At 56.9% G+C, this 25,061-nt stretch carries 28 protein-coding genes and 1 other RNA gene; 21 read left to right on the top strand and 8 right to left on the bottom strand.

Annotated features, from left to right (window positions below; genetic code table 11):
- The 4 genes from G411_RS0107865 to G411_RS0107855 all read right to left on the bottom strand — a co-directional run bounded on the left by G411_RS0107865 (nucleotide 1) and on the right by G411_RS0107855 (nucleotide 1,408).
- Nucleotides 1-600 carry a 5-formyltetrahydrofolate cyclo-ligase gene (locus tag G411_RS0107865; protein WP_022958639.1) on the bottom strand — a complete coding sequence of 200 codons (600 nt, stop codon included), beginning with the start codon at nucleotides 598-600 and terminating at the stop codon, nucleotides 1-3.
- A gap of 29 nt (nucleotides 601-629) precedes the next feature.
- Nucleotides 630-810, bottom strand: a non-coding RNA gene (gene ssrS, locus G411_RS21845) — 6S RNA.
- Nucleotides 811-859: 49 nt separating this feature from the next.
- Nucleotides 860-1,168 carry a cell division protein ZapA gene (locus G411_RS0107860; RefSeq protein WP_022958638.1) on the bottom strand — a complete coding sequence of 103 codons (309 nt, stop codon included), beginning with the start codon at nucleotides 1,166-1,168 and terminating at the stop codon, nucleotides 860-862.
- A 30-nt stretch (nucleotides 1,169-1,198) separates the two neighbouring features.
- A complete protein-coding gene (locus G411_RS0107855) occupies nucleotides 1,199-1,408 on the bottom strand; it encodes a TIGR02449 family protein (RefSeq protein ID WP_022958637.1) in 210 nt (69 codons plus the stop codon).
- Nucleotides 1,409-1,556: 148 nt separating this feature from the next.
- Between G411_RS0107855 and G411_RS0107850 the strand changes: the two genes are divergently transcribed.
- From G411_RS0107850 to gcvH, 7 genes are all read left to right on the top strand, one after another.
- A complete protein-coding gene (locus tag G411_RS0107850) occupies nucleotides 1,557-2,138 on the top strand; it encodes a UPF0149 family protein (protein ID WP_028968256.1) in 582 nt (193 codons plus the stop codon).
- A gap of 86 nt (nucleotides 2,139-2,224) precedes the next feature.
- A complete protein-coding gene (gene pepP / locus G411_RS0107845) occupies nucleotides 2,225-3,547 on the top strand; it encodes a Xaa-Pro aminopeptidase (protein WP_022958635.1) in 1,323 nt (440 codons plus the stop codon).
- Nucleotides 3,544-4,797, top strand: a complete 1,254-nt coding sequence (ubiH, locus tag G411_RS0107840) for a 2-octaprenyl-6-methoxyphenyl hydroxylase (protein WP_022958634.1) — start codon at nucleotides 3,544-3,546, stop codon at nucleotides 4,795-4,797. The genes pepP and ubiH overlap by 4 nt, the downstream gene beginning before the upstream one ends.
- The gene (locus G411_RS0107835) at nucleotides 4,794-6,014 is read left to right on the top strand and encodes an FAD-dependent monooxygenase (RefSeq protein WP_022958633.1); all 1,221 of its coding nucleotides are present in this window, start codon (nucleotides 4,794-4,796) and stop codon (nucleotides 6,012-6,014) included. The genes ubiH and G411_RS0107835 overlap by 4 nt, the downstream gene beginning before the upstream one ends.
- A gap of 98 nt (nucleotides 6,015-6,112) precedes the next feature.
- Nucleotides 6,113-7,138: an extracellular solute-binding protein gene (locus tag G411_RS0107830; RefSeq protein ID WP_022958632.1), complete on the top strand. Its 1,026-nt coding sequence runs from the start codon at nucleotides 6,113-6,115 to the stop codon at nucleotides 7,136-7,138.
- A 1-nt stretch (nucleotide 7,139) separates the two neighbouring features.
- Nucleotides 7,140-8,792 carry an ABC transporter permease gene (locus G411_RS0107825; protein WP_022958631.1) on the top strand — a complete coding sequence of 551 codons (1,653 nt, stop codon included), beginning with the start codon at nucleotides 7,140-7,142 and terminating at the stop codon, nucleotides 8,790-8,792.
- Between the two features lie 70 nt (nucleotides 8,793-8,862).
- Nucleotides 8,863-9,246: a glycine cleavage system protein GcvH gene (gene gcvH, locus G411_RS0107820; RefSeq protein WP_022958630.1), complete on the top strand. Its 384-nt coding sequence runs from the start codon at nucleotides 8,863-8,865 to the stop codon at nucleotides 9,244-9,246.
- Between the two features lie 4 nt (nucleotides 9,247-9,250).
- On the opposite strand, the gene G411_RS0107815 is transcribed toward gcvH, so the two are convergent.
- Nucleotides 9,251-9,904, bottom strand: a complete 654-nt coding sequence (locus G411_RS0107815; protein ID WP_022958629.1) for a histidinol-phosphatase — start codon at nucleotides 9,902-9,904, stop codon at nucleotides 9,251-9,253.
- A 144-nt stretch (nucleotides 9,905-10,048) separates the two neighbouring features.
- Between G411_RS0107815 and rppH the strand changes: the two genes are divergently transcribed.
- Complete coding sequence (gene rppH, locus G411_RS0107810) at nucleotides 10,049-10,555, top strand: RNA pyrophosphohydrolase (RefSeq protein WP_022958628.1); 507 nt, start codon at nucleotides 10,049-10,051, stop codon at nucleotides 10,553-10,555.
- Nucleotides 10,555-12,816, top strand: a complete 2,262-nt coding sequence (gene ptsP, locus G411_RS0107805) for a phosphoenolpyruvate--protein phosphotransferase (protein ID WP_028968254.1) — start codon at nucleotides 10,555-10,557, stop codon at nucleotides 12,814-12,816. Before rppH ends, ptsP begins: the two co-directional genes overlap by 1 nt.
- Here the strand turns inward: ptsP and G411_RS19760 are convergent, their stop codons facing one another.
- On the bottom strand, nucleotides 12,817-13,596 hold the full coding sequence (locus G411_RS19760; protein WP_211218297.1) for an NRDE family protein: 780 nt from the start codon (nucleotides 13,594-13,596) through the stop codon (nucleotides 12,817-12,819).
- Between the two features lie 28 nt (nucleotides 13,597-13,624).
- Here G411_RS19760 and G411_RS0107795 point away from each other — a divergent pair, with 28 nt between their 5' ends.
- From G411_RS0107795 to G411_RS0107745, 11 genes are all read left to right on the top strand, one after another.
- Nucleotides 13,625-14,419, top strand: a complete 795-nt coding sequence (locus tag G411_RS0107795; protein ID WP_022958625.1) for a sulfite exporter TauE/SafE family protein — start codon at nucleotides 13,625-13,627, stop codon at nucleotides 14,417-14,419.
- Between the two features lie 2 nt (nucleotides 14,420-14,421).
- Complete coding sequence (lgt, locus tag G411_RS0107790) at nucleotides 14,422-15,219, top strand: prolipoprotein diacylglyceryl transferase (protein WP_022958624.1); 798 nt, start codon at nucleotides 14,422-14,424, stop codon at nucleotides 15,217-15,219.
- Nucleotide 15,220: 1 nt separating this feature from the next.
- Nucleotides 15,221-16,060 carry a thymidylate synthase gene (locus G411_RS0107785; RefSeq protein ID WP_022958623.1) on the top strand — a complete coding sequence of 280 codons (840 nt, stop codon included), beginning with the start codon at nucleotides 15,221-15,223 and terminating at the stop codon, nucleotides 16,058-16,060.
- Nucleotides 16,061-16,069: 9 nt separating this feature from the next.
- Nucleotides 16,070-16,573 carry a dihydrofolate reductase gene (locus G411_RS0107780; RefSeq protein WP_022958622.1) on the top strand — a complete coding sequence of 168 codons (504 nt, stop codon included), beginning with the start codon at nucleotides 16,070-16,072 and terminating at the stop codon, nucleotides 16,571-16,573.
- A 300-nt stretch (nucleotides 16,574-16,873) separates the two neighbouring features.
- The gene (locus G411_RS0107775; protein ID WP_022958621.1) at nucleotides 16,874-17,701 is read left to right on the top strand and encodes a DUF3450 domain-containing protein; all 828 of its coding nucleotides are present in this window, start codon (nucleotides 16,874-16,876) and stop codon (nucleotides 17,699-17,701) included.
- On the top strand, nucleotides 17,701-19,086 hold the full coding sequence (locus G411_RS0107770; RefSeq protein WP_022958620.1) for a MotA/TolQ/ExbB proton channel family protein: 1,386 nt from the start codon (nucleotides 17,701-17,703) through the stop codon (nucleotides 19,084-19,086). The genes G411_RS0107775 and G411_RS0107770 overlap by 1 nt, the downstream gene beginning before the upstream one ends.
- A gap of 7 nt (nucleotides 19,087-19,093) precedes the next feature.
- The gene (locus tag G411_RS0107765; protein WP_022958619.1) at nucleotides 19,094-19,621 is read left to right on the top strand and encodes a MotA/TolQ/ExbB proton channel family protein; all 528 of its coding nucleotides are present in this window, start codon (nucleotides 19,094-19,096) and stop codon (nucleotides 19,619-19,621) included.
- 10 nt (nucleotides 19,622-19,631) lie between these two features.
- A complete protein-coding gene (locus tag G411_RS0107760) occupies nucleotides 19,632-20,039 on the top strand; it encodes an ExbD/TolR family protein (RefSeq protein WP_022958618.1) in 408 nt (135 codons plus the stop codon).
- Between the two features lie 6 nt (nucleotides 20,040-20,045).
- Complete coding sequence (locus G411_RS0107755; RefSeq protein WP_022958617.1) at nucleotides 20,046-20,648, top strand: energy transducer TonB; 603 nt, start codon at nucleotides 20,046-20,048, stop codon at nucleotides 20,646-20,648.
- Complete coding sequence (locus tag G411_RS0107750; RefSeq protein ID WP_022958616.1) at nucleotides 20,648-22,024, top strand: tetratricopeptide repeat protein; 1,377 nt, start codon at nucleotides 20,648-20,650, stop codon at nucleotides 22,022-22,024. The genes G411_RS0107755 and G411_RS0107750 overlap by 1 nt, the downstream gene beginning before the upstream one ends.
- A 180-nt stretch (nucleotides 22,025-22,204) precedes the next feature.
- Complete coding sequence (locus G411_RS0107745; RefSeq protein ID WP_022958615.1) at nucleotides 22,205-23,122, top strand: hypothetical protein; 918 nt, start codon at nucleotides 22,205-22,207, stop codon at nucleotides 23,120-23,122.
- Here G411_RS0107745 and G411_RS21840 read toward each other — a convergent pair.
- Nucleotides 23,107-23,259 carry a DUF2256 domain-containing protein gene (locus G411_RS21840; RefSeq protein ID WP_084495471.1) on the bottom strand — a complete coding sequence of 51 codons (153 nt, stop codon included), beginning with the start codon at nucleotides 23,257-23,259 and terminating at the stop codon, nucleotides 23,107-23,109. The two genes, G411_RS0107745 and G411_RS21840, sit on opposite strands and share 16 nt — an antisense overlap.
- Nucleotides 23,260-23,353: 94 nt before the next feature.
- Here G411_RS21840 and G411_RS0107740 point away from each other — a divergent pair, with 94 nt between their 5' ends.
- A complete protein-coding gene (locus G411_RS0107740) occupies nucleotides 23,354-23,803 on the top strand; it encodes a styrene oxide isomerase (RefSeq protein ID WP_022958614.1) in 450 nt (149 codons plus the stop codon).
- Here G411_RS0107740 and G411_RS0107735 read toward each other — a convergent pair.
- On the bottom strand, nucleotides 23,798-25,027 hold the full coding sequence (locus G411_RS0107735; protein ID WP_245542372.1) for an NADH:flavin oxidoreductase: 1,230 nt from the start codon (nucleotides 25,025-25,027) through the stop codon (nucleotides 23,798-23,800). The genes G411_RS0107740 and G411_RS0107735 overlap by 6 nt on opposite strands.
- Nucleotides 25,028-25,061: the final 34 nt, after the last annotated feature.

Below are 25,061 nucleotides of genomic sequence, written 5' to 3'. Positions count from 1 at the left end.
TTACCTGCGGGGGCGAATCAGCTCCCGCTCGGTCACGATAATATCCAGTGGTACGTCCCAGGGCTCGTGCGGTAACTGCTCGAGTTCCTGGCAGCTGTGTGCCACGCCAACCAGCAGTGGTCGCTTACGCGGCGGTGGACGGCGGGCTATAAAAGCCAGTGCGCGATCGTAAAAGCCGCCACCCATGCCGAGACGCCGTCCTGCCCGATCAAACCCCACCAGAGGCATCAGTACGATATCGAGTTCGCGAGCGGGCATGGCCGGACTGCGCCAGGCATTTGGCTCGGCAATACCAAAACGGTTGCTGCGCAGGCTCTGGCCATGGCGGTGAAGATGAAAGCGCATGGAGAAGTGCCCGGCCTCGGCATGCACAACAGGCAGATAGCAGGCGATGCCCCGTCCCTGACAATCCCGCCGCAGAGGCTGCGTGCCAAGTTCGCCATCATTTTCGAGATAGCAGGCGATATGCCGTGCCTTGCGAAAGCTTGCCAGCTTGTTCAGCTGCTTGATGATACCCCGTGCCGCAATCGATTGTTGCTGTGTGCTCAGTGCTCGACGGCGAGCGCGCAGGGTCTGGCGGAGCTGGGCTTTGCTGGTCATGACGGCATGGCAACAAGACAGGGAAGGATAAGGGCCCCGAGATACCGCCGGCCGCGTGGCCCTTGAACCCAGCGGTTCAAGGTGGAACTCGCCGTGGCACTATAAGGCTTTCCGTCACGCGGACATGCACACAAGTACCGACTGGTTTGTTCCGGGGTAAAAAGCATCGGCTCAGGGGTCTAGACGGCCTAGCCAATATCCCAGGGTGTTGTAAGTATACCGTTTGCTGGCGGGCCTTAACACCCGACCTGCGAAAGGCTTAGCCGATATCCAGTTGTCGGCAACGGTGGAGGGTCTCGTCAATCTTGTCGTGAATGCGCTTGCTGGCGGCGTCTTCCTGGCCACTGCTGACGCCGCTTTTGCTGGCTTCGCGAAGTTCGTAGCTGATGTTCAGGGCGGCCATCACGGCGATCCGCTCGAGGCCAATGATTTTTCCTGAGCTGCGAATCTGCCGCATTTTCTGGTCGAGGTAGCGAGCGGCTTCCAGCAATCCCGTTTGTTCATCGGGGGGGCAGGCGACCTGATATTCCTTGTCGAGGATTTTAACGATGACCGTCTCTTTGCTCACGGCGTGTCTCCATTGGGCGTCAGGCGGCCATCAGCTGTCTTTCTCCAGCGCGCGTAAGCGCTGAATCATGGCATCGACTTTGGCCCGGGCAGTGTCGGTTTTTTCTATCAGCGATTCGCGCTCAATCTTCCAATCTTGAGTGTCGGATTTGAGTGCGCGGTTTTCGCGGTCCAATTGTTCGCACAGTTGGATCAGCTCATCGACTTTTCGTTCCAGCAATTGTAGCTGTCGATCGTCCATCTTATTACATTCCGTCGCCGGGCAAGGTCGCACAATAGTAGATTGCGGCTTGTTGGCGGGTCAACGCTGAGGGGCTTTCCATTATTCGATTTTAGACCCAATCGGCGCTACCATGCGCTTCCTGCCTGAAATGACGCCGGGGAGCGCAATGTCAGACAATCTCGACCACGACGAGTTAGCCAATCTGTTTTTGAGTATGGGTGCGTTGCAGCCGCCTGCTGAACTGCACGGTTACGCTGTGGGTTTTTTGGCGATAGGCGGTCGCGTTGAGCGCGAAGCCTGGTTGAAGCACTGTGGCGAACTGCTGGATGTTGAGACGCCGAACCCCGAGCAGGGCGATGCCTTGTTTGATGTTTATCGCAATGCGCTGGCGGCGCTCAGCTCGGAAAATCTCGACCTGCAATTATTGTTGCCCGGCGACGAACTGGACCTCAGTCAGCGTATTGTCAGCCTCGGCCAATGGGTGCAAGGTTTCCTGACCGGATTTGCGATGGCCGGCAAGCAGCGCAAGGGTCAGGGTGCGAACTTTGACGCCTTGTCAGAAGACAGTCGTGAGGCGCTGAGTGACTTGGCGGCCATTGCCCAGATTTCTGCCGACGAGGCCGAACATGAAGAGGGCGAGCAGGATCTGGTGGAAATCAGCGAATATGTGCGTGTGGTGGCAATGAGCATTTTCCTTGAATGCAATCGCGACGCGCCGGGAAAAGGTTCAGCGGCACGCTTGCACTGAGGCCGCAATCAGAGAGCGCCCGTTCGCCGTAGATAGAGACGGGCATAGCGCACTGGAGAGTGCAGCGAACAGAGAGAAGAGGCGGTATGGGGATCAGCAAACAGGAATTCGCGCGTCGTCGCAAAAATCTGATGGCCTTGCTTGAGCCGGGCAGTATTGCCATTGTGCCGTCGGCCAGCCTGCAAACCCGAAGTCGCGACTCGGAATACCCCTTTCGTCAGGATAGCGACTTTTTTTACCTGAGTGGCTTCGACGAGCCCGAGGCGGTACTGGTGTTGCTGCCGGGTCGAGAGCAGGGCGAATACATCCTGTTTTGCCGCGAGCGCGATCCCGCGATGGAGCTATGGAATGGCTATCGCGCCGGGCCGGAAGGCGCCTGTGAAGAGTTCGGTGCCGATGACGCTTTCCCCATTGGTGATATCGATGACATTCTGCCCGGCCTGATTGAGGGGCGGCAGCGGGTGTATTACGCCATGGGCCGCCACACCGAGTTCGATCAGCAGGTCATGCACTGGGTAAATGTGATTCGCTCCAAGGTGCGCAGCGGCGCGCAGCCGCCGGGAGAGTTTCTCGACCTGGACCACCTGCTGCATGATATGCGTCTGTACAAAAGCGCCGCGGAGCTGCGCATTATGCGCCGGGCCGGAGAAATTTCGGCCGAGGCCCATTGCCGTGCGATGCGCTTCTGTCAGCCCGGTGTCTACGAATATCAGCTCGAGGCAGAGATTCAGCACGAGTTCGCCATGGCGGGCGCACGCTTTCCCGCTTACAGCAGCATTGTCGGTGCCGGTAAAAACGGCTGCATCTTGCACTACGTGGAAAACAGCAGTGCGATTCGCGATGGCGACCTGGTGTTAATTGACGCAGGTTGTGAGTTCGAGGCCTACGCCGCAGATATCACCCGTACCTTCCCGGCCAATGGTCGCTTTTCCCCGGAACAGCGGGCGCTGTATGACATTGTGCTGGCGGCACAGGAAGCTGCCATCGCAGCGACGCGTCCCGGCAATCACTGGAATCAACCCCACGAGGAAACGGTGCGGGTGATCACCGAAGGACTTCTGGAGCTGGGGTTGTTGCAGGGTGAGCGCGATGCGCTGATTCAGGCGGAGGCCTACCGTCCTTTTTATATGCACCGCGCGGGCCATTGGCTGGGGATGGATGTTCACGACGTCGGTGACTACAAGGTGGGCGGTGAGTGGCGAGTGCTGGAAGAGGGCATGGTCATGACGGTGGAACCGGGCATTTATGTTGCACCGGATAATCGTGATGTCGAGGCGCGCTGGCGTGGCATCGGCATTCGCATTGAAGACGATGTGGTGGTGACCCGCGACGGCTGTGAAATTCTGACCGGTGGCGTGCCAAAGGCCGCCGATGACATCGAAGCACTGATGGCGGAGGCGCGTCGGTGAGTGCCGATTACGATGTGTTGATTGCCGGAGGTGGCATGGTGGGGGCCAGTCTGGCCTTGTGCCTGCATCACCACAGTCGTGGCAAGCTGAACGTCGCGGTGGTGGAAAGCTTTCCGCTGCCGCCACTGAATGCCGAGGGGCCGACGTATCGGCCGAGTTTCGATGCCCGTTCAACCGCGCTGTCTTATGGCAGTCGGCGTATCTATGACGAGCTGGGCTTGTGGCCAACGCTGCGCGACCACGTGGCGGATATCGCTCAGATTCAGGTATCGGATCGCGGTCATTTCGGCGGTGCGATGATGCGCTGCGAGGAGCTGCAGTGGCCGGCGCTGGGCTATGTGGTGGAAAATGCCTGGCTGGGCAATGTTCTGCTGAATCACCTGCGTCGTCATACCAACGTGGATTTTATCTCTCCGGCCACGGTTGAGGCCGTTAGCCTGAACGTCGGAGCGGCGTCATTGGATGTACGGCGAGCAGATGCCGTGGAGTCGCTGTCGGCCAAACTATTGGTAGTCGCTGATGGAGCGGCCTCGGGCCTTTGCGATCGTCTGGGTATCCATCGGCAAGTTGATGAGTACGCGCAGACGGCGGTAATCGCTAATATCGCAACAGAGCGTGCCCATGACGGCATGGCTTACGAGCGTTTTACCGCAGAGGGGCCAATGGCGATGTTGCCGCTGCTGTCCGATGACGAGGGCAGATCGCGATCGGCGCTGGTGTGGACCTTTCCGGAAGACGATGCGGACGCAGCGATGAACTGGAGCGACGAGGAGTTTCTGCGTCGCCTGCAAGAGCAGTTCGGCTACCGCCTGGGTCGGTTGTTGAAAGTCGGCCAGCGAGCGCGTTTTCCCCTGCAGCTCAGCGTGGCAGAGGAGCAGGTGCGTCGCCATGTTGTGGTGATGGGCAACGCGGCGCATGCGCTGCACCCGGTGGCCGGTCAAGGCTACAATCTGGCGCTGCGCGATGCCGATGCATTGGCGCGAGAGGTCAGCGCAGCGGCTGAAACCGGCGAGTCGCCGGGAGAGTTGGCCGTTCTGCAGCGCTATCTTCGGGGGCAGTACGGCGATCAGTTGCTGACCACGCTGTTCTCCGATCGCGTCACGCGGCTGTTCAGTAACCGCCAGCCGGTGCTGAGTCTGGCGCGCAACTTGGGGCTGGCTCTGCTGGACAGTCATCCGCCGCTAAAATCCCGTTTCACTGCCCGTGCGGCGGGGGTCATGAATGGGCGTGATGGAGAGCTGCCACGGTGACTGCCTCGGCTGAAAAATACGATTTGATTGTTGTTGGTGCCGGTTTGGCGGGAGGTGCGTTTGCGCTGGCAATGGCCGAGTCACCGCTGAAGATTGCCGTGATCGATGCCCAGCCTGAGCGCCAGGGCTGGCCGCCGCTGGATGAAAGCGTGCTCGACTATGACGCCCGCGTCAGTGCTCTCACCGAGGCGTCGCGGACGTTCCTTGACCGTCTTGGTGTGTGGTCAGCCATCAGCGAACGCCGCGCCTGCGCCTACCGCGATATGCAGGTGTGGGATGCGGAAGGTACCGGTGAAATCCATTTTTCGGCCGACGATGTCGGTCAGTCGGCACTGGGCCATATCGTTGAGAACCGGTTGATCACGGCTGCCCTGATCAACAGGCTGAGGGAGACGTCCGTACGCTTGATGTTCAACGCGCCGGTAGCCGCCTGGCAGGCCGTGGGCGATGGCGGGGAGTTGCAGTTGGAAGATGGTCGGGTGCTGCGTGCGCCGCTGATCGTTGCGGCTGATGGTGCAAATTCGAGGATGCGCCAGTGGGGCGGTTTCCAGACTCGGGAGTGGGATTACCACCATCATGCCATCGTCTGTACGGTGGAAACGGAAAGACCGCATCGGGCCACCGCCTGGCAGCGTTTTCTGCCTCAAGGGCCGCTGGCGTTTTTGCCCTTGCCGGATCGCGATCGCAGCCAGCACTACAGTTCAATTGTGTGGTCGGCGACCCCTGACTTTGCCGAGACATTGATGGCAATGGATGACAGCGAGTTCAACGCGGCACTGGCGCGGCATTTTGAGTACCGCCTGGGGGCGGTGATTGCCACCAGTCGCCGGGTGCGTTTTCCGCTTCGTCAGCGCCATGCCGTGCAGTACTCCCGGCAGGGGATTGTGTTGCTGGGTGATGCCGCGCACACCATTCATCCGCTGGCAGGACAGGGTATCAATCTGGGCTTTGGTGATGCGCAGGTGCTGGCGCAAGAGTGTCAGCGCGCGCTGGCGCGGGGCTTGAGCCTTGCCGACAGTGGCGTGCTGGCTCGCTACCAGCGTCGCCGCAAGGGAGAAAATCTCGCGATGATGGCCGCCATGCAGGGTTTTCAGAATCTGTTTGAGAGTGATGCCGCACCGCTGCGCATGCTGCGGAATGTGGGGATGCGGTGGCTGGATAAGGCTGTGCCATTGAAGCGGCAAGTCATCGCGCGTGCGATGGGATTGGGGCGCTAGCGCAGCAATCTCTGCGAGCAGGCTCTTGAGTCACTTAATGATAATAATTATCATTGTCCGCCTGTTCGCTCTTACAAATTACATATAGGTGTTACCTGATGAAGCTTCGTTTGCTGCTGATTATTACCACCCTGCTGTCTGTGGCTGCATGCAGCCGCACGGAGGAGCCTGCCGGTCCGCAACTGGTGGTTTACAGCTCCCGCATTGAGCAGCTGATCAAGCCGATTTTTGACACCTTTAGTGAGGAAACCGGCGTAGAAATTCGCTACGTCACCGATTCGGCGGGGCCGTTGCTGGCACGCCTGCAGGCCGAGGGCGAAAACTCCCCCGCCGATATCCTGCTGACTGTGGATGTGGGCAATTTGTGGCAGGCGGCGCAGATGGACCTTTTGCAGCCGATTGAATCTGAGGTGCTTAAAGCCAATGTGCCGACCTCGCTGCACGATCCCGAGGAGCGCTGGTTTGGTCTGTCGATCCGGGCTCGCACCATTGTTTATTCCACCGAGCGCGTCGATCCCGCAGAGCTGAGCAGTTACGAGCAGTTGGCCGACCCGGTCTGGTCGGGCCGCTTGTGCCTGCGTACCTCCAAAAAGGTCTATAACCAGTCGCTGGTAGCGACCATGATGGTGGCAAACGGCGAGGAAAAGGCCAGTCAGATTGTGAAGAGCTGGGTCGATAACCTCGCTGTTCCGCCGTTCTCCAGTGATAACAAAGTGATAGAAGCTATTGCAGCCGGGCAGTGTGATGTCGGTCTGGTGAATACTTATTATCTGGCGCGGATGCAGAAAGATAATCCTGAGCTGCCGGTAGAGCTGTTCTGGGCAAACCAAAGTGGAGAGGCGCCATTGAACCGCGGTGTGCATGTGAACATTTCCGGTGCCGGTGTCACCCTTGCCAGCAAACAGCCGGATCTGGCCAAGCAGCTGTTGGAGTGGCTGTCCGGCCCGGAGGCTCAGCAGGCCTTTGCGCAGCTCAACCAGGAGTTTCCGGTAAACCCCGATACGCAGCCCTCAGAGCTGCTGAAACACTGGGGCCCATTCAAAGGTGACGATGTGCCTGTGGTTGAGGCGGGACGTCTTCAGGCTGAGGCGATTCGCCTGATGGATCGCGCCGGATACCGCTAGGGTGAGTGAGGCTGCCGTCGCTCCGACGGCTGGTGTGCGTCTGAGTCGGCGGCCGTCGGCGCTGCTGTTACTCCGTGCGGCGGGTTTGCTGCTGGTGGCCGCTGTGTTGGTGCCGGTACTGGTGCTGCTGAGCAGCTGGGCGAGCCCGGAGGGAGACGTCTGGCAGCATCTGGCTGACACCCAGTTGGCGCAACTGCTGCTGAATACCGTGATACTGATGGTGGGGGTTGGCCTGCTGGTCACGGTGCTGGGGGTCAGTCTGGCCTGGTGTACTGCCATGTGCGACTTTCCCGGGCGTGGCTGGTTTGAGTGGTTACTGATGTTGCCACTGGCTGTGCCCGCCTATGTCATGGCGTTTGTGGTGCTGGGCGTGTTTGACTTCGGCGGGCCCTTGCAAGGCTATCTGCGCGGCGTCCTCGGTCCCCATTGGGGGGTGGATGTGCGCAGCACGGCCAGTGTGATTGTGGTGTTCGGCCTGGTGCTTTATCCCTATGTGTACATGCTGGCGCGGAGTGCTTTTCTGTCGCAGAGCACCGAAACCTTGGAAGTGGCTCGCGTGCTGGGTTGTACCGGTCGGCAGGCCTTTCTGCGAGTGGCGCTGCCTATGGCGCGTCCAGCGATCGCCGCCGGGATCGCCCTGGCGCTGATGGAAACCCTGGCCGATTTCGGTACGGTCGCCGTTTTCAACTTCGATACCTTCACGACGGCGATCTATAAGTCCTGGTTTGGCTTTTTCAATCTGCAGGCAGCGGCGCAACTGGCGTCGCTGTTATTGCTGTTTGTGGCGCTGACGCTGTTTGCCGAGCGGCAGTCGCGTGGGCGCAGCCGGTTTGTGCAGGGCGGTAGATTACAACATCGCCAACGCTATCAGGCATCGCCTCTGCTTGGCGCTTGCCTGTTTACTTACTGTTCGCTGGTGTTGTTGTTGGCGTTTGTGTTGCCGATGGTGCAATTGCTGCTGTGGGCTGTCGGTGAGGGGGCTGAGCAACTCAACGCCCGTTTCTTTGATCTGCTGGGACATTCGCTCTGGTTGGCGGGGATGGCCGCGGGGCTGACCGTCGCGCTGGCGCTGATTCTTGCCTTCTGTCGACGCTTCAGCTCGCCGCGGGGCGGTAATATCTATGCCGCGGCACAACTGGGTTACGCCCTGCCGGGCTCCGTGCTGGCGGTGGGAATCATGATGTCCTTCACCTGGATTGAGCACAATGCCTTGGCGCCTTTGCAGCGGAGTCTGGGTTTTGATCCACAGCCGCTGCTGCTGGGGTCGGTGCTGACTCTGCTTGCCGCGTACTGGATTCGTTTTCTGGCGGTGGCCAGCGGTCCGCTGGAGTCGGCTCTGGAGCGGGTGCGGCCCAGTTTGCCCGAGGCGGCGCGAACTCTCGGCGCGGGAAATTGGCGAGTGTTGCGTGAGGTGTACTTGCCGATGTTGCGGCCGGGTGTGTTTACCGCGCTGGTGCTGGTGTTTGTTGATGTAATGAAAGAGATGCCGGCAACACTGCTATTGCGCCCCTTTGGCTGGGACACGCTGGCCGTACGCATTTTCGAAATGACGGCGGAAGGGCAGTGGGAGATGGCTGCGTTACCGTCATTGGCCTTGGTGCTGGCTGGGCTGGTGCCTGTGATGCTGAGTATTCGCGCCAGTCGTTTGCATTGATCCCCTTTGTATTTGCCGACTACGGCGTTAAAATGCGCGCAAATTCCCCCTTTTTTGGTAGGAGCGCTCCATGAGCAATACCCCCAGCGAATTGAAATATGCCAGCAGCCACGAATGGGCGCGCCTGGAAGAAGATGGCACGGTCACCGTGGGCATTACGGATCATGCTCAGAATTCGCTCGGTGATGTGGTGTTTGTAGAACTGCCGGAAGTGGGTTCCGAGTACGGCGCGGGTGAAGAAGCGGCCGTCGTTGAGTCGGTGAAGGCGGCGTCAGATATCTACGCGCCCATCGCCGGTGAGGTGATTGCCGTGAATGACGCCTTGGAAGAAAGCCCCGAAACCGTTAACGAATATCCCTACAGCGATGGTTGGTTCTTCCGTCTTCAGCCCAGCGATGTCAGCGAGCTGGAGAATCTGCTGAGCGCCGAAGACTACGACGCCCAGTGTGAGTAACCCGTTAGCGCAGGCTGATAATTGGCCAGCCTGCGCGGTTAGCGGCTTCGCGAAGGCGATCATCGGGGTCTACGGCAACCGGGTGATCGACCTGCTCAAGTAGCGGCAAATCATTGTGTGAATCGCTGTAAAAGTAGCTGCCCGCCAATGTCTCGCCATTTTCACGCAGCCAGCGCTGCAAGCGTATGACTTTCCCGCCCTGGAAACAGGGGATATCCTCACTATTACCGGTGTAGCGCCCGTCGACAACTTCGGCCTCGCTGGCCAGCATGATCTGAATGCCCATCGCTCGCGCGATCGGCTCGGTGACGAAGCGATTGGTAGCCGTAATGATCATCAGCGTATCGCCCTGCGCACGGTGATGTTCGATCAGTTGTTCTGCCTTCGGTAATCGCATGGGGGCGATATAATTCGCCATAAAATCGTTGTGCAGGGGCTGCAGTTCTTCGACGCGGTGACCGGCGATGGGACCGAGTGCAAAGCGAAGGTAGGCGTCTATATCCAGGCCGCCCTGCTGGTACTGGCGATAAAATTCATCATTGCGCTGGCGATGCTCCTCGGCATCCACCCATTGGCGATCTACCAGAAATTCCCCCCAGGCGTGATCACTGTCGCCACCGAGCAAGGTATTATCAAGGTCAAATATAGCCAGTGTCATCGCAGTCTCCTGTTGCAGGCTGGCAAGCATAACGGCTGCTATGGGCTTTTGCACCTGCCCTTGTGAGGTGGTGGCGAATTCCCAGTCCCGCCGATTTATGGAACAATAGATCGAACTAGAAAAAAGATACAAACAGGTGAGCATGTGATTGATTCGGATGGCTTTCGTCCCAATGTTGGCATCGTGATTGCCAATGAGCACGGCCAAGTGTTGTGGGCGCGCCGGGTTGGTCAAAGTGCCTGGCAGTTCCCCCAGGGCGGCATCAACGACGGCGAGACGCCGGAGCAGGCGCTGTATCGGGAATTGTATGAAGAGGTCGGCTTGCGCGAAGACGATGTTGAGGTGCTGGCTTGCACGCGTGGCTGGCTGCGCTACCGCCTTCCCAAGCGTCTGGTGCGCCGCGATAATAAGCCGCTGTGTATCGGCCAGAAACAGAAGTGGTTTTTGCTGCGCCTGCACGGCGATGAAGCCAATATTCGCTTTAACTGCGGTCGCAAGCCCGAATTCGATTACTGGCAGTGGGTCAGCTACTGGTACCCGCTCGGCCAGGTTGTTGCTTTCAAGCGAGAGGTGTACCGGCGGGCAATGAAGGAGCTTTCTCCCCGACATGTCAGATTGCTGCGTGATGCGCAGCGTGGTGCTCTGCGATGATGCTGTCGGCGCTGAGGGGCATCGTTCAGTCGGTCAATACCGCTGGCGACCTGCAGACGACGCTGGAGATTATTGTTCAGCGTGTTGCCGAAGTAATGGGCACCGAGGTGTGTACCGTCTACCTGCGTAACCCGGAAACAGGCCGGCTGGTGTTCGCCGCCAACCAGGGTCTGAACCCTGAATTGATCGGTAAGATCAGCCTCAGCCCGGATGAGGGTCTGGTTGGTCAGGTGGCACGTCGCGAAGAGCCGCTGAACCTGGATCACGCGGAAAAGCATCCTAACTTTCTGTTCTTGCCGGGCATCGGCGAGGAACACTACCACTCTTTCCTCGGTGCGCCGATTATTCACCAGCGTGAAGTCTTGGGCGTGTTGGTTGTACAGCAGAAGGACAGTCGCCGTTTTGACGAAGACGAAGAGGCCTTCCTGGTTACGGCGGCGGCGCAATTAGCGGGCGTTATTGCTCATGCGCGAGCCACCGGCTCGATCAGCCAAAAAGCGGATTCTGTTGCTGCGTCGGCTGTTTTCAAGGGGATTGCCGGGGCACCTGGGGTCGCTATCGGGCGGGCGGTGATTGTCGTGCCCAGTGCCGATCTCAATTCCGTACCGCGTCGCCGCACGGACGAGCCCGATGCAGAGATTAAGGCCTTCCAGCAGGCACTGGATGCGGTGCGTGAGGATATTCGCCAACTCGGCGAGAAACTTAAGGGACAGCTCTCATCCGAAGAGCTGGCCTTGTTCGATGTCTATCTGCGCATCCTTGATGATAGCGCCTGGCTGTCGGAGATAGTCGACAAGATCCGCGAAGGCGAGTGGGCGCAGGGCGCGCTGGCTCAAGTCGTCAACGGCCATGCCAATGCCTTCGAAACCATGGAAGATGCCTACTTCCGCGACCGCGCGACCGACATCAAAGATTTGGGGCGCCGTGTGCTGGGCTATTTGCAGGCCAGCAATGAGCGGGATACCGAATATCCGCCCGACACGATTCTGGTCGGCGAAGAGCTGACGGCGTCGATGCTGGGCGAGGTGCCGAGGGAGCATCTGGTGGGCATGGTGTCGGTGCGCGGCTCCAGTAATTCTCACGTGGCGATTCTGGCGCGGGCAATGGGCATTCCCACCGTGATGGGGGCGAGTGATCTTCCCTATACCCAGATTGAGCACGCCAGCCTGATTGTCGATGGTTACAGTGGCTTGGTGCACTACAACCCGACGGCGGAGGTGTATGAGCACTTCAGGGTATTGTCTGACGAGGATATGGCCCTCAATCAGGGGCTGGAGGCGTTGCGTGACCTGCCCAGTGAGACGCTGGACGGCCACCGAATGCCACTGTGGGTGAATACCGGCCTGATGGCTGATGTGGTGCGCTCTCTTGACCGGGGAGCAGAAGGTGTCGGGCTGTACCGGACCGAGATTCCTTTTCTGCTGCGCGAGCGTTTTCCCAGTGAGGAAGAGCAGCGGGTCATATACCGCGAGCAGCTACTTGCTTTTGCGCCTTTGCCGGTGACGATGCGTACCTTGGATGTCGGTGGCGATAAGGCGCTGCCCTATTTCCCAATAGAAGAAGAAAACCCCTTCTTGGGCTGGCGCGGCATTCGCGTCACGCTGGATCATCCGGAGATTTTTCTGGTGCAGGTTCGGGCGATGCTGAAAGCCAGTGAGGGGCTGGATAATCTTCGCATCATGCTGCCGATGATCAGCAATGTTCAGGAGCTGGACGAGGCGCTGGAGTTGATCAGGCGGGCCTACAATGAGCTGCTGGAAGACGGCTGGGATTTGAGTATGCCGCCGATCGGTGTGATGGTTGAAGTGCCTGCGGCGGTCTATCAGGCGCAGCAGCTGGCGCGCCGTGTTGATTTTCTCTCGGTGGGTTCCAATGATCTGACACAGTACTTGCTGGCGGTGGATCGCAACAATACCCGCGTGGCGGACCTCTATCACGCCTACCACCCTGCGGTGATGGAGTGTCTGCTGACGGTTGTGAGGGCTGCGCATGCCGAGGGCAAGCCGGTCGGCATCTGTGGTGAGCTCGCGGGGGACCCCGGCGCGGTGCTGTTGTTGATGGCGATGGGTTATGACATGTTGTCGATGAATGACAGCAGTCTATTGAAAGTCAAAGCGGTGGTTCGCGGGGCCCGGTACAGCGAGCTTGGCGACTTGCTGGAGCGCGTGATGAAGTCTGACACCGCCGATGAAGTTAAGCTGATGGTCAGGGCTGCATTGGTGGATTTCGGCATGGAAAAGCTGGCGCCGCCCAGTCAATAATCAGCGTTTTACCGACCCCTGAAGCTGAAAGTGCTGAAGCGCACTTGCGCGTTGCTTGTCGTCAAAGTTTTGCTCCCAAAAATCCCAGCGATGCTTGTCGTCTAGCATGAGCGCGCTGCTGGAGCGCGTACCGTAAACGTCGCTGCGCACAAAGCGACAGGACAGGGCGCGTTGCAGCGGTTCGGGGCTGCTCTCACTCTCGGTGTCGTCCTGCATTAATGCCAGCAGCGCGGCAGCGCTATCCTTGCCCATTCTGCCTTCGAAGTCGCTCAGGGCTTTGTTGATCTTTGCGTTGTGCTCCCCAAATGGAATATTGCCCACACAGTGCAGGCCGGGGGGCAGCGACTGCCAGCCGCTTTGCAGACTATGGCTGATAGCGAGCTGTTGGCCGTCAAAGGCAATCATGTTGAAGGGGCGGTAAGCTGCCTTGTTCGCTTCTACGCTCTCGAAAAAACAGTCGCAGGATGTCGAACTGCTCAGGAAATCGCGAACCAGCTCGCCACGGCTGCGTTCGCCGCCACTCGCTTCCCGGAGATTGGTGATGGCGGCAAAGCGACCGCTGCGGCTGAGACCGAGCCAGCTGCCACCATACTCGCCGTCGCGACCAGCTAGGACGTCGGGTTGATCCGGCCAGAAGTGGGCCGCCTCGGTTGGGCGTTGAAAAAATTCATCGCGGTTGGCAGCGACCACCAGTGGGCGTTGCGCGGACTCCTGCCAAGATAAAAGAATCAGGCACATGCGGTTACTTTTTGGGCTGGCTTTGAAAATTTCGGCTGCCATAATAGCAGCTTTGTTCTTGGGGGCGCGCGTGACCATTATCCTGATCTATCTCCTGGTAGGCGTGCTGGCGGGTTTTGCCGCAGGCCTGTTTGGTGTGGGTGGGGGACTGGTGATTGTGCCTGCCCTGATTTACTGTTTTGCGCTGCAGGGCGTGTCTTCGCTGGTCGCCGTGCAGTTGGCAGTGGGAACGTCGCTGGCAACCATCGTGTTTACCTCAATCAGTTCGGTGCGTGCGCATCACGCTCATGGAAATGTTGACTGGCCGGTGTGGCGTTTGTTGGCGCCCGGCATCGCCCTGGGGGTTGTAGGTGGGGTGGCACTGGCAGCGGCGCTGCCAGGCGAGCGACTGAAGCTGGTATTTGGCATTTTTGCATTGCTGATTTCTGTACAGATGATGCTGGGCCTGAAACCCTCCCCAGGGCGCAGTCTGCCCTCCCGCCCAGCGGTATTTGTGGCAGGGGGCGGAATCGGCTTTCTGTCGGCCATGTTTGGAATTGGCGGCGGCTCGTTGACCGTGCCGTATCTAAGCTGGTGCCAGGTGCGAATGCAGCGCGCAGTCGCGACAGCGGCGGCTTGCGGTTTGCCCATTGCGATTGTCGGTGCGCTCAGCAATATGGTGGCAGGCTTTGGTCATCCAGATTTGCCTGCCTGGAGCACGGGCTTTGTGTATTGGCCCGCGCTGCTGGCCATTATTCTCTGCAGCACGCCGGTTGCGCGTATCGGCGCTAATCTTGCGCAGCGCTTACCCGCCGATCGACTTAAGCAATGTTTCGCGCTGTTTTTGTTTGCGATCGGCAGTCACTTTATTTACGGAGCCTTATAGGCATGTTGGTTCACCCGAATATCGATCCTGTTGCGGTCCAGCTCGGGCCGCTGGCGATTCACTGGTACGGCCTGATGTATCTGTTTGGCTTTGCCGCCGCTTGGTACTTGGGCAAAAAGCGCTGTGCCCAGCCTTGGAGCCCGATAAAAGAAGAGCAGCTAGAGGACCTGATTTTTTACGGTGCGCTGGGGGTTATTCTTGGTGGCCGCATGGGGTATGTGCTGTTCTACAATTTCGAACAGTTCCTCAGTGACCCCCTGTGGCTGTTGCGGGTATGGGAAGGTGGAATGGCATTTCACGGCGGCCTGCTGGGCGTGGTCGTTGCGATTGCGCTCTATGCCCGACGTATCAACGTATCGGTGTTTGCGCTGTGGGATTTCATTGCGCCGCTGGCCCCCATCGGCCTCGGGCTCGGGCGACTCGGCAACTTTATCGGTCAGGAATTGTGGGGTAGGCAGACGGACAGTATGTTCGGCATGATTTTTCCTAATGACCCCTCTCAGCTGCCGCGTCATCCCTCGCAGCTCTACCAGTTCGCCTTGGAAGGTGTGCTGCTGTTTTTAATTCTCTTCTTTTATACCCGTCGTCAGCGTCCTGCGTTGGCGCCTGGAGCGTTGTTCCTGTTCTGCTATGGCTGCTTCCGCTTTATTGTAGAGTTTGTGCGCGAGCCGGACAGTCACATCGGTTTCGATGCATTGGGCTGGATGACTCGCGGGCAGCTGCTGTCGCTGCCGATGATTCTGCTCGGCGCAGGAATTTTCGTTTATGCCTATCGCCGGGCTGCGGCTCAGGGGAAATAAGATGCAGCAATATCTCGACTTAATGCGCGATGTGCGCGACAACGGTGTCGATAAAGGTGATCGCACAGGCGTGGGCACCCGGTCGGTGTTCGGGCGCCAACTGCGCTTTGATTTGTCAAAGGGGTTTCCTCTGCTGACAACGAAGAAAGTGCACCTGCGCAGCGTGATTTACGAGCTGATCTGGTTCCTCAATGGCAGTTGCGACAACCACTGGCTGCGCGATCGGGGTGTCAGCATCTGGGACGAGTGGGCCTTGCAAAATGGTGATCTCGGGCCGATCTACGGCAAGCAATGGCGGAGCTGGGCCTGTCCGGATGGTTCAACCATTGATCAGATCAGTGAAGTGGTGGACATGATTCGCAATAAGCCCAACTCGCGGCGCTTGCTGGTGAATGCCTGGAACCCTGCTGATCTGCCGGATGAATCGCTGAGTCCTCACGAAAATGTGCGCCGCGGGCGAGCGGCATTGCCGCCGTGTCACACGCTGTTCCAGTTCTACGTCGCCGACGGCAAATTATCGTGTCAGCTCTATCAGCGCAGTGCTGATCTGTTCTTGGGCGTACCCTTCAATATCGCCAGCTATTCCTTGCTGACACATATGATTGCTCAGCAGTGTGATCTGGAGGTAGGCGATTTTGTGCACACCTTTGGCGACTGCCACCTCTATCACAACCATCTGACTGACGAGATTGTCGAGGAGCAGTTGCGGAGAGAGCCGGGAGAGCTGCCCAAGCTGATTATCCATCGCAAGCCCGCGTCGATTTTTGAGTACGAGTTTGATGACTTCGAATTTGAGGGCTATTCCCCTCAGCCGGGAATCAAGGCCCCCATCGCGGTTTAGGAGATTGTTGTGAGTATTGCTGTTGCCCATATCGTTGCGATGGCCGATGACCGTGTTATCGGCGTCGAAAACACCCTGCCGTGGCGTCTGTCGGCCGACTTGAAGCATTTCAAGGCGTTGACCATGGGCAAGCCGATCATCATGGGGCGCAAGACTTGGGAGTCTATCGGTCGTCCGCTGCCGGGGCGCAGCAATATCGTGGTGTCGTCACAGTCTGATTTTTGTGCAGATGGGGCGGAGCTTGTCGCCAGTCTTGAGGCGGCGCTCGACGCCGCCAAATCTATTGCTCGGCGCGATGGTGTTGACGAGGTGTTTGTGATCGGCGGAGAGACGCTTTACCGCCAGAGTATGGCGATGGTGGAGCGGATTTATCTGACAGAGGTGGCCGTTAGGGTCGCTGGTGATGCCTTCTATCCGCCGATTGATGGCGAGTGGGAAGAAGTGTCTCGAGAGTGTTACCCGGAGGAGGCTGATCAGCCGGCCTATGCCTTCGTGCTGTTGTCGAGACGTTGAGTCGCTGAATATTGCTCGATTTGTAACCTGGGGGGCAGAATATACTACGCTCCTTTTGTTACCTAAATATTTCAATTTGTTACCATAAACTACATTGGAGTAACAAATTTTGCCCCCCTGTTTTTCCTAAATTTTATATTACGAAACATTTAGCTTTCTCGTTGATTCTTGAGAATGCCCGTGATTAAAATAAGTCCCGCTGTATGAAAGCACGGTCTTGAGACTGGTCGTACGTACGGCTGACAGATAGATAATAAGCTCTGCTTTCACTAAACGTCCCAAATAGGAAAAGCAATTCCCATGAAAATGCATCGATTGAAATCAATCGCGCTGGCGGTCGCTGCGACAGCCAGTGTGTTAGCGGCGTCGTCTGCGTATTCCGCTGAACAGGACGCTGCTGAGCAGGTTAAGCCTGCCAAGCCGCTTGTTCCCGTCAGTGCAGTCGTCAAGGTTGGCGAGCAGCGCACCAAATCTGCACAGGCGTCACAAGTTCGCATCGACCGCCTGGCTGCGGAAACGGGCGACTTGCTGCAAGACTACAAAACTGTGATGAAGCAGGTTGATGGTCTTCGCGTCTACAACGCTCGCCTTGAGAAGCAGATTGCTGGTCAGCTGCGTCGTATCGCCAGTCTGGAAAAGGCGGTTGATGAAGCTACCGTTATCCAACGCCAAATCACTCCGCTGCTGATCCGCATGATCGATGGCCTGGAGCAGTTTGTTGATCTGGACGTGCCCTTTCACATCGACGAGCGCAAAGAGCGTGTTGAATTCCTGCGCAGCAGCATGGACCGCTCAGATATCAGCATCGCGGAGAAATTCCGCCAAGTGCTGGAAGCCTACAAAATCGAAAATGAATACGGCCGCAAAATCGACAGCTATAAAGGTGTCGCAACGGTTAACGGCGCAGAGCGCGACGTGAACTTCCTGCGCATTGGTCGTATTGGTCTGTTGTACCAAACAACAGATGGTGAGCACTCAGGTGCCTGGGATAAAACTCAGGGTGCATGGGTTGAGCTGGACGCGGGTGATTACCGCGGTGCAATCCAGAAAGGTCTGCGTATTGCCCGTAAGCAAGCGTCTATCGACATCATGAAACTCCCGATTCCGGCTCCGGAGGCTGCTAAATAATGAAACGTAATCTGTTGAAAGCCGCCGTACTGGCAATTGGCGGCACAATTGCTTTTGCCACCAGCCCAGTGATGGCTCAAGAAGCCAAGTCGCTGGACGAACTGCTGCAAATGGTCAAACAGGGCGGTGCGAGCGATGCACGTGAGCAGAAGGCCCGTGAGCAGCGCTTCATCAATGCCCGCTACGAGCAGAAGAAAATGCTCGACGAGGCCAACAAGACGCTGGAATCTGAAGAGAAGCGTTCTTCCAGACTGGAGGACACTTTCGAAGAGAACGAAACTGTTCTGACCGAGAAACAGCGTCAGTTGAAAGAGCGTCTGGGTACCCTGACCGAGCTGTTTGGTCACCTGACCTCAACCGCTGGCGACATGCGCTCTAACTTCCAAACGTCTATCGTTAGTGTTCAGTACCCCAATCGCGAGCAGTTCGTAGACGAGCTGATCGAGAAAATGGCGGGTGCCGAAGATCTGCCGAGCATCGAAGAAATCGAGCGTATCTGGTTCGAACTTCAGCGCGAAATGACTGAATCTGGCCGTGTTGTTAAGTTCAACACCGAAGTGACTACTGCTGGTGGCGAAAAGACCCAGCAAGACGTCGTTCGTGTGGGTACTTTCAACTTGGTTAACAGCGAAGGCGATTACCTGCAGTACATCCCCGAGAATGGTACCGTTGCGGTTCTGTCTCGTCAGCCAAGTGGTGCGTACAACAGCTGGGCAAGCGATCTGGCGTCTGCCAGCTCTGGCGTAACCCCCTTCGGTGTTGACCCCACGGGTCCGACGGGTGGTTCTTACCTGGCTGCACTGATTGACAGCCCGACGCTGACTGAGCGCTGGCACCAAGGTGGTGTTGTTGGCTACGTCATCACGGCCGTCGGTGTTCTGGCATTGCTGATTGCTCTGTGGCGTCTGGTCGTTCTGTCTATCGAAGACATGAAAGTGGGCGCACAGCTGAAGAGCAGCACGGCAAACGACAACAACAGCCTGGGTCGTGTACTGAAAGTGCACGAGCAGAATCCAAATATGGATGCTGAAACCCTCGAGCTGAAATTGTCTGAGGCGATTCTGAAAGAGACTCCTCGCCTTGAGCGCTCGCTGAACCTGCTGAAGATCATTGCTGCGGTTGCACCGCTGCTGGGTCTGCTGGGTACCGTAACCGGTATGATCATTACCTTCCAGGCGATCACCATCTTCGGTGCGGGTGACCCGAAAGCGATGGCGGGTGGTATCTCTGGTGCACTGGTAACTACTGTACTGGGTCTGATTGTCGCTATCCCGACTGTACTGCTGCACACCTTCGTCAGCGGTCGCGCCAAGAAAATTCTGCACGTGCTCGATGAGCAGTCGACCGGCATCATTGCCGAACACACAGAAGGGCGCGCGGGGTAACTAAGCGATGTACCAACTGAATGAATGGATCGAGATCATAAGACGATTCATGGAGTCTGGGGGCGATGTACTTTGGGCCATCGCCGCCCTGACCTTCGTCATGTGGACTCTCGCTATTGAACGGGTTTGGTATTACAAGTTCGGGCTGTCGAAAGACGTCGGCAACGCCATTAACACCTGGGAAGCTCGCTCTGAGCGAAATTCCTGGAATGCCAAGCAGATTCGCGAAAAATTGATCTCGGAAGTTTCCATCAAGATCAACGCGAGCCTGCCAATGATTCAGACCATGGTGGCACTGTGTCCGCTGTTGGGTCTGCTCGGCACGGTTACCGGGATGATTGAAGTGTTCAACATCATGGCGGTAACAGGTGGTGGCGATGCCAAATCGATGGCTGGCGGTGTTTCAAAAGCAACCATCCCGACTATGGCGGGGATGGTTGCGGCGCTCTCCGGTGTTTTCATCAATACCTACATCAAGAGTATTGCTGAGCGCGAGAATGAGCTTTTGGAAGACCATCTGACAACAGATCATTAAGAGAACAGTTATGAGAAAGCATAGCAAAGCAGGTGCAGAGGAGAATTCCTCAGAAATCGACCTGACGCCGATGCTCGACGTGGTCTTCATCATGTTGATCTTCTTCATCGTGACAGCGTCGTTCATTAAAGAAGCGGGTGTCGAGGTAAACCGCCCCGATGCTTCAACGTCGAGCAAGAAAGAGAATGTCAACATTCTGATTGCTGTGACCGGTACCAACGAAATCTGGATTGATAAGCGCCGGGTAGACAAGCGCGCAGTGCGTTCGGTTGTTGAGCGTATGCACGCTGAAAACCCAAAAGGAGCTGTTGTTATTCAGGCGGATAAAGCCTCGAATACTGAGACGGTTACTGCGGTTATCGACGCCAGCCGTGCGGCAGGCGTATACGATGTTTCATTGGCCACTGAAGACAGCTGATCGATTATGAAGAGCATTCGCATTCTGATCGGTGCCGGACTGGCATTTTTGGTGACAGCAGCGCTGTTCATCATCATGCCTTATCTGATCGAGACAGCTGACAAGACGCTGGATGAAAAACCGCGTACTAAGCTGGCCGATATTCAGATGCCGGACACTAAGATCGAAACCAGAAAAGACAGCAAGCCGGACAAGCCGCAGCAGCCTGAAGAGCCGCCGCCGGATATGGAACAGCCGGAGATGGAAGATGTAAACCCGGACATGGAGGTGGTGAACATGGCCCCTCAACAGTCCCTGCAGATGACCAATACTGCAGGCGGTCTGTCAGCGTCCGACGGTGAATATCTGCCAATCGTTAAGGTTGCTCCCATTTATCCGCGTCGTGCACAGAGCCGTGGTGTCGAAGGTTACTGTACGGTTGAGTACACCGTAACCAAAGCCGGTACCACTCGCGATATCGCACCGGTGGATTGTAGCCCCCCAGGTTACTTCGAGCGTGCCTCCATCAAAGCAGCCGAGAAGTTTAAGTACAAACCTCGTGTTGTGGATGGTGAGCCCATTGAAGTACCGGGGATTCAGAACCGCTTCACCTATGAGTTGGAGAAATGATGACTGATTCTCACGTGAGCACGAAGTCCGTGCGCCCGGTGCTGGTCAATCTGGCATGCTCCTTCAGTCTGGGTGTTGCCGCAATGCTGGCGGCGCCGGTCGCCAGTAATCTGCTGGCGCCAGCTCTGCAGATGGACGGCATCAGTGCCGCCCACGCGCAGGAAGACAAACCCAAGCGCAGCACGCGTCGCACGCCGGCGATTCGAGCCAAGATCTTCGAAAAGCTGAACGAAGCTCAAGTTGCTGCAGACGAGAAGCGCTACAGCGAAGCTATTCGCCTGCTGAACGACCTGCGCGACAAAGAAGGTCGTGGTTCGCTCAACAGCTATGAGTTGGCCAACCTGTACAACATGTATGCCTTCATCTACTTCACGCAAGAGAAGTACGATCAGGCACTGGACGCTTACCGCAACGTGGTTAAGCAGCCGGACATTCCTGAAGCAATGGAACTGAATACCAAGTACACCATTGCACAGCTTTACTTCGTTAAAGAAGACTACAAAAACGGCGTTAAAGTGCTGTTGGAGTGGTTTAAAGCGAAGGATGCGCTGCAGGAGGAGCCGGGTGCTGGCGCCTATGCACTGTTGGCACAGGGCTATTACCAGCTTAAGGATCTTGATCGTGCGCTGAAGTATATCGAAGTTGCTATCGATGATTACCAATCGCGTGGCAAAGTCCCCAAAGAGCAATGGTGGGGGCTGCAGCGTTACCTGTACTACGAGAAAAACAACATCAACAAGGTGGTGGATATTCTCGAAGAGACGCTGAAGCACTACCAGAAGAAGGCTTATTGGTTACAGCTGTCTGCTATGTACAACGAGCAGAAACGTGAACTCGCAGCCACTGCCACAATGGAAGCCGCCTACGAGCAAGGCATGCTTGAGAAGGACAAAGAGCTGATCAATATGGCTTATCTGTTCCTGTCTCAGGAAGTGCCTTACAAGGCAGCCAAAGTTCTGGATAAAGGTATTAAAGCTGGCGCGATTCCGTCGACGTCCAAAAACCTGGAGCTGCTGGGTAACGCATGGCGCCAGGCTCAGGAAGTCAAACGTGCGATTCCTGAAATGGAAAAAGCCGCAGCCAAGTCTGATAAGGGCGAGCTCTGGGCACGTTTGGGCAGCATCTACCTGGACAACGATGAGTTTGAGAAGTCTGCACAGGCTATCGAAAACGCATTCAAGAAAGGGGATCTGAAGCGTCCTGATACGGCCTATCTGGTACTGGGCATGGCCCGTTTCAACCTCCAGAACTACGATGGAGCGAGAAAGGCCTTCAAGGCTGCGATGAAGGATGAAAAGTCCAAGGACTACGCCGCACAGTGGATACAGTTCATGGACCGTGAGCTGGCTCGTCAGGAAGCGTTGAAAGACGGTTGATCAGACGAGTTGAATCGCCAAGGCACCCAATATAGGGTGCCTTTTTTTTGCCCGCTCTCTGGCGAATACGCGCTGAGCCTATATAGTTTCCTGTAAAGACCTCCTAAAGGGGACAGGCTTATATTTCGTTGCCGAATATCCATTACTGTTGTTGCGTTACTGTCGGCCATCAGTCCCGTTGTGTTGGCGGAAGACGCGATCGCGGATGATTCGCAGGATGGGTTTTTGTCCCGCTCCGTGAGTACGGCTGAGGAGGCCCGCGATATTTGGTCTGCCCGTTGGGTCAGCTTTGCTGAAACCATGGATCGCTATTTCAGCAGTCAGGCGCCTCCAAACGATTATGTGAACGAAAGCTATATCCGGATCCAGTTGCGGGAGACCGTGGAGGAGCAGGGTGAATTGGGTACGGATGCCCGAATAAAAGCCAAGTTTGATCTGCCAAACACCGAAAAAAAGGCAAAACTGTTTTTTAACAGTGACGCCGATAATGATTCCAATCTTGAAGGCCGTACGCGTAGCAATTCAACAGATGAACGGATTCGCCGGGAGGAATCGGTTGCCGGTCTCGAATTTACGCCCGATTCCGAATGGCACAAATGGAAGCGAAGTAACCGAATCGGGATACGCGTACGCGCGCCGTTAGTGCCTTTTGCCAGGACGCGGTTGCGGCGCCCATTTAACGATTGGGGCTTATGGCGACGAGAGTTTCAGCAGGAGTTCTGGTGGTATCGCGATCGCGGTTGGGGGGCGACTTCGGAGTACGATATGCGCCGACCGCTGTGGAGCGCGAGTCAGCTCAGGTATTTCACCGTTCTGGAGTTTGAAGACAATAAAGACTACTGGGACCATTTGCAGATGCTCGCACTCAGTACGGATTTAACCGACCGCACATCGATCGAATACCGCGGCGGTGTGCTATTCAACACAGAGAACGACGCGCGCCTCACCGCTTATTTTGTCGGCATTAACTACCGAAAGCGAATACACGAAGACTGGGTATTTCTGACGGTCAGTCCGGAAAGCTATTTTGCGCGGGAGGATGGCTGGGACGCAGAAGCAAGTCTGACATTTCGTCTCGACGTCTACTTTTCCGAGTGAACTCGCCGCGCTTGTCGGCAGCGCTGTGAGCAGTAACGGATTTCATCCCATTGGTGCTTCCATTTCCGCCGCCAGTTAAAGGGGCGCTGGCAGGCCGGACAGATTTTGCTGGGGAGCTGCGTCTTGTGGTGAACCATCATTAACCGCCATAATCTCGCCTGCTGAACTCTGCGGTATACGCCTCACAGCGGTGTTCAGAGCTACCGGATATAACAATAAAAAGGGGACATTATGTCTGTGAAACAGGAATCGACAGCACAACAGCAGGCGCTGGTTTGCCACGGCCTGATCATTCTTTTTCTCGGTTTGCTATCGGGGATCGGCTTTTCCGTCGCCGCCGCGACAGGACCAAACGACACGCCGCTCTATGCAAGCTGGCGGTTTGCGCATATGGAAGGTTTGTTGAACGGTATTGCCGTGATCGCCATCGCCGCCGCATGGCCAGCTATCTATCGCGTGGGAAAGATGGTCAGCGTCGGCCGCTGGGCGCTGATCCTGGGTTGCTACGCCAATATCATCGGCCCCATCATCAACGCCTTGTTTGTGCAAAAGCGCCTGATTGTGCCTGAAACGGGTTTGGAAGCCTTTATCGTTTACGGTTTCTATATTCCCGGGTGTCTACCGATGTTTGCTGTGCCGTTGTTCATCGTCGCTGCTTTGGCGAACCGCCGGGAATCATAGGCTGAAGCGAGTGCAATGAATGCCTTGGGGGCTTTCTATTGTCCCCACACATTCATTGCAGTGAAGGCAGCGACTGCGGTAGCCGATGTCGGCGGCGCTGCGGTTGGGGAGATCCGGGTCGCTCAACAGGCTGCGGCCGATCTGCACAAAGTCAAAGCCGGCCTGCATAAGCTCCGCGAAATTATCGTTGCCGTTGGCGCCCCCGATATAGATCGTCTGACATTGCACCGCCTCGCGGATACGCTTGGCTTGATCGAGAAAATACAGGTCTTCATAAGGGTAGTCGCGGAACAGGCTTTTTCCTGCGAGGCGAAGGATCGACCTCATGATCAAGCTCTTTTCGTTGTCCAGCATCGGCTGGAGCATATTGTCGCCGCGGAACATAATCATCGGGTTCATGGTGCTGGTGCCGCCGCTGCACACGATGGCGTCTATCCCGCCCTTATCAAGCAGCTTGCTGATCTCGACAGAATCGTCGTAGCTGATACCCCCGCGAACGCCTTCGGTCATACTGATCTTCCCGGTAATAGGGTAGTCATCACCCACTGCCTCCCGTACGGCGGCCAGCACACGTAGCGGCAAGCGCATGCGATTTTCCAGACTGCCGCCGTACTCATCTTTGCGCTTATTGGTTTTGGGGCTGATAAACTGGCAGAGTCCATAACCGTGTCCGAAGTGGATTTCCAGTGAATCGAAGCCCACGGATTTCATAAAGCCGGCGGCGTCTCGATACTGGGCGACCATTTCATCAATATCGGCATGTGTCATGCCATCGGCAAAGAACATTCCACAACCGACACCCAGGCCATTGACCGCGAAGTTGGGGCCAAGCGGTCGTTTACGTTTGAGTTCGCGGTTTTTCGAGAAGCCGCCGCAGTGCCCCATTTGGCCGGATACCTTGCAGTCTCGTGCGTGAAGCTTGTCGATCAGTGAGCTGAGTTCGCCGCGTATGCCCTCGTGCATGTACATCATATTTTCATTGAGCCGGCCGTCGCCGGTTACCGCGCAATAGCCAATATTGGTCATCGCGACACCGCCGTCTGCCAGTCGACAATGAAAATCTTCCAGGCGCTGAGACGGCCGACCTCCAGGGGTCATGTTCTCGAAGGTGCCCGCTTTAATCAGACGATTTTTCAGTGTGATTCCGTTGAGCGTGGCGGGACTGAAGCAATGCTGTAAAGCGGCTTCGCGATCCATTGGGGTGGCGTTTGCGGGATGGGGCATGAGGCGATCTCAAATTGGCTTTTAATTATATGTA

The sequence above is a fragment of the Spongiibacter tropicus DSM 19543 genome (genome assembly GCF_000420325.1).
In the GTDB taxonomy this organism is placed as follows: Bacteria; Pseudomonadota; Gammaproteobacteria; order Pseudomonadales; family Spongiibacteraceae; genus Spongiibacter; species Spongiibacter tropicus.
This window is presented reverse-complemented; position numbering and strand designations above follow the sequence as displayed.